Origin of the sequence: Streptomyces sp. NRRL B-24085 (assembly GCF_001282115.1) — a bacterium.
Classification (GTDB): domain Bacteria; phylum Actinomycetota; class Actinomycetes; order Streptomycetales; family Streptomycetaceae; genus Streptomyces.
In genome coordinates this window covers 1-3,317 of sequence record NZ_LJBR01000428.1, presented here as the reverse complement: position 1 = coordinate 3,317, position 3,317 = coordinate 1, and the positions used below count along the sequence as shown (strand labels likewise).

The 3,317-nt window shown below is 73.4% G+C and carries 5 protein-coding genes and 1 pseudogene; all 6 read left to right on the top strand.

From position 1 onward, the window contains the following. A pseudogene (locus tag AOJ26_RS35610) lies at nucleotides 1–210 on the top strand (3-oxoacyl-ACP synthase); the annotation flags it as partial. A gap of 312 nt (nucleotides 211–522) precedes the next feature. Further along, the gene (locus AOJ26_RS35605; RefSeq protein WP_179200313.1) at nucleotides 523–792 is read left to right on the top strand and encodes an acyl carrier protein; all 270 of its coding nucleotides are present in this window, start codon (nucleotides 523–525) and stop codon (nucleotides 790–792) included. Next, nucleotides 789–1,226 (top strand): 3-hydroxyacyl-ACP dehydratase FabZ family protein, encoded by a 438-nt coding sequence (locus AOJ26_RS35600; protein WP_053852495.1) that lies wholly within the window; start codon nucleotides 789–791, stop codon nucleotides 1,224–1,226. The genes AOJ26_RS35605 and AOJ26_RS35600 overlap by 4 nt, the downstream gene beginning before the upstream one ends. Beyond that, nucleotides 1,223–1,732: a 3-hydroxyacyl-ACP dehydratase FabZ family protein gene (locus tag AOJ26_RS35595; RefSeq protein ID WP_078960154.1), complete on the top strand. Its 510-nt coding sequence runs from the start codon at nucleotides 1,223–1,225 to the stop codon at nucleotides 1,730–1,732. Before AOJ26_RS35600 ends, AOJ26_RS35595 begins: the two co-directional genes overlap by 4 nt. A 23-nt stretch (nucleotides 1,733–1,755) precedes the next feature. After that, nucleotides 1,756–2,508 (top strand): 3-oxoacyl-[acyl-carrier-protein] reductase, encoded by a 753-nt coding sequence (gene fabG / locus AOJ26_RS35590; RefSeq protein ID WP_053852494.1) that lies wholly within the window; start codon nucleotides 1,756–1,758, stop codon nucleotides 2,506–2,508. Further along, nucleotides 2,505–3,317, top strand: an 813-nt coding sequence (locus tag AOJ26_RS35585; RefSeq protein WP_063790370.1) for a 2-hydroxychromene-2-carboxylate isomerase, incomplete at its 3' end; no start/stop codon positions are given. The genes fabG and AOJ26_RS35585, both read left to right, overlap by 4 nt.

Sequence of the window (3,317 nt, the reverse complement as noted above, 5' to 3'; positions counted from 1 at the left end):
GAGGACGCCGCGCTCGCCGGGATCTTCGGGGAGCACCGGCCGCCCCGGCTGCGGTTGCGGCGGCTGGTCGGGGATCTGGGGGCGGCGAGTGCGTCCCTCCAGGTCGCCGGGGCAGTCGCTGCCGGCGGCCCGGGTGAGATCGCGCTGGTGACCTCGGTGGACGTGGACGGTCAGGCGGGGGCGGTCGTGCTGCGGGTGGGCGCGTCGTGACCCCGGCCCCGGCGTGGACGGGGTCGCCGTGACCCCGGCCTCGACGCGGGTGTGGTCGCCGTGACCCCGGCCTCGGCTCCGCCTTCGGCGTCGGTGTTCCCACCCGCACCACCCGTGCAGCTCTCGTCGTCGGGTGCGAGTGGCCCCCGTGGGGCGGATTCGCCGTCGGCGGCTGCCGGTGGCCCCCGGTGGGTGACTTCGCCGTCTGCGGCCGCAGGTTCGCTTCTTTTTCTTCGGCGCTCCGCCCGTCGGCTGCGTCGGAGTTTTGTCCGGTTCGTCTGTGCTCATCATCAGGAAGGACGTGTGTACGTCATGACCGACACCACCATCGCCACCTCCGTGCTCGACAAGGAGCAACTGCGGGACCTGGTCGCCGATGTCCTCGACCTGGACGTCGCCGAGGTCACCGACGAGGCGCACTTCGTCGACGACCTCGACGTGGACTCGTTGATGGCGCTCGAGATCACCGTGCGGCTGGAGAAGGAGTACGGGGTCAAGCTCCAGGAGACCGAGCTCGCCGCCATCACCTCGCTGCGCGGGACCTACGAGCTGCTCGACCGCAAGCTGCGGGACGCGCAGTGAGCGCCGCGACGCCGCTCGGCGACCTCGAACTGATCCGCAGCGGGCCCGCCGGGGCCGTCACCGCCTTCGACGCTCCCGTGGACGGGCCCGTCGTGGACGGCCACTACCCCGGGTTCCCCGTACTGCCCGGCGTCTTCCTCATCGAGGCCGCCGACCGCACGGTCCGCCAGTGGGCGCACGGCAACGTGCCGGCCCGCGACGGGGCCGACGGCGGCGAGGTCGACCTCGTCGCGATGGACCGCTGCCGGTTCCACCGGCCGGTGTTCCCGGGCGACCGGGTGCTGGCCGACGTGACCGTCACCGACAACGCGGCCGGCCTGCTGTTCAAGGCCGCCGTCGCCACCAACCGCGGCAAGGTCGCCGACATCCGGCTCCGCTACCGCGTCCGGGACGGCCACGACCAGGAGGCACCGGAAGCCGAGGGCGCCGCGTGACCGGGGACGAGTACGGCGTCGGCCGTATCAAGAACACCATCCCGCACCGCGGGGAACTGCTGCTCGTCGACCGGGTCCGGCGGGTCGTGCCCGGGCAGAGCCTCACCGCCCTCAAGGCCGTCTCCGGCAACGAGCCCTGCTACGCCCCGCTGGGCCAGGAGGCCGCCCCGGCCGACTACGCCTACCCGTCCTCCCTGGTCGTGGAGTCCTGGGCGCAGTCCGCGGTGCTGCTGTCCGTGTGGGAGGCGCCCAACCCGGACGTGCTGGCCGGGAAGGTCGAACTGGCCGGTTCCATCAACGAGGTGACCTTCGGGGCGCGCGCCTATCCCGGGGACGTCCTGGAGCACCGGGTGCGGATGGTCAAGGCCGTGGACGAGACGGCGATCCTCGCCGGGGAGACGTACGTCGGCAGCCGCGAGGTGCTGCGGATCGGGGCGTTCGTCGTGGCGCTGCGGGACGTCACCGAGCTGGCGCCGGCGCCCGGGCGTGCGCTGCTGACCGTATGAGACAGCCAGAGGGAGACGACGGAATGTCCGTACAGACAGAGGGCGGGCGCGTCGCGCTCGTCACCGGCGGCTCGCGCGGCATCGGCCGCGCGGTCGTCGAGCGGCTCGCCCGCGACGGCCACGACATCGGGTTCTGCTACCGCTCCGACGAACAGTCCGCCGCCGTCGTGGAGAAGGAGGTGCGGGAGCTGGGGCGGCGGGTGTTCGCGTGCCGCGTGGACGTGGCCGACGCCGCCCAGGTCCGGGAGTTCGTGCAGCGGGCCGAGGACACCCTGGGGCCGGCGACGGCCGCGGTCACCTCGGCCGGGATCACCCGGGACAGCCCGCTGGTGCTGATGCCGGACGAGGACTGGGACGCGGTCGTGCGCACCAACCTCGACGGCACCTACCACCTGTGCCGCGCGGTGGCCTTCCCGATGGTCAAGCGGGGCGGCGGAGCCGTCGTCACGCTCTCCTCGGTGGCCGGGGTGGCGGGCAACGCGGGCCAGACCAACTACTCGGCGTCCAAGGCGGGGATCATCGGCTTCACCCGTTCCTTCGCCAAGGAGGCCGGTCGGCACGGCATCCGCGCCAACGCGGTGGCCCCCGGCTTCATCGACACCGACATGACCTCCGTGCTGCCGCCGAAGAAGGCCAAGGAGATGCAGGGCCGGATCCCGCTGAAGCGGTTCGGGTCGCCGCAGGACGTCGCCTCGCTGGTGTCCTTCCTGGTCTCCGAGGAGGCGTCGTACATCACGGGCCAGGTCTTCCAGGTGGACGGCGGCATCTCGCTGTGAGCGCCGCCGCCCGCCGCACCCGCAGGCCCCCGCGCTTCTACTTCTCGCTGCGCAGCCCCTACTCGTGGCTGGCGTACCGGGACCTGCTGGAGCAGCACCCGCGGACGGCGGCCGCGCTGGAGTGGGTGCCGTTCTTCGAGCCCGACGAGCTGAGCGCGAAGCTGCTCGCCGAGGCCGGCGGGGCCTTCCCCTACACGCCGATGTCGGCGGAGAAGCACCGCTACATCCTCCAGGACGTACGGCGGCTGGCGGCCGGGCGCGGGCTCTCCTTCACCTGGCCGGTCGACCGTGACCCGGTGTGGGAGGTGCCCCACCTCGGCTATCTGGCCGCAGCGCGGCACGGCCGGGGGCCCGAGTACATCGCGCTGGCCGCCCGGGCCCGCTGGGAGCTGGGGCAGGACGTCTGCGACCGGCGGACGATCGCCGGCTTCGGCGCGGCGCTCGGCCTGGACGGGGAGGAGCTGGCATGCGCCTCGGACGATCCGGAGCTGCGTGCCGAGGGGGTCCGGGTGCTGCTGGACATCCAGTGCGACGGTGTGTTCGGCGTGCCCTTCTTCGTCGACCACTACGACAAGTACTGGGGCGTCGACCGGCTCCCCGCCTTCGTCGCCGCGCTCACGGCGAGGGACCCCCGGCTCGCGAGCGACTCCCGGCCCGCGCCTGACCTTCCGCCCGCGCCGGACCTTCCGCCCGCGAAGGACCTTCCGCTCGCGTCGGACCCGAGTGAGCCCGCCCCCCTCGACGGCGCCGAGGTCCGCGTCGACGACGGGCACGCGGGCGGATGCGGCTGCGCGCTGGCTGCCAGGCCC

What these genes read in the sequence shown, in the direction of transcription:
- AOJ26_RS35605 (WP_179200313.1), top strand. Translation starts at nt 523, where the DNA reads ATGACCGACACCACCATCGCCACCTCCGTGCTCGACAAGGAGCAACTG.
- fabG (WP_053852494.1), top strand. Translation starts at nt 1,756, where the DNA reads ATGTCCGTACAGACAGAGGGCGGGCGCGTCGCGCTCGTCACCGGCGGC.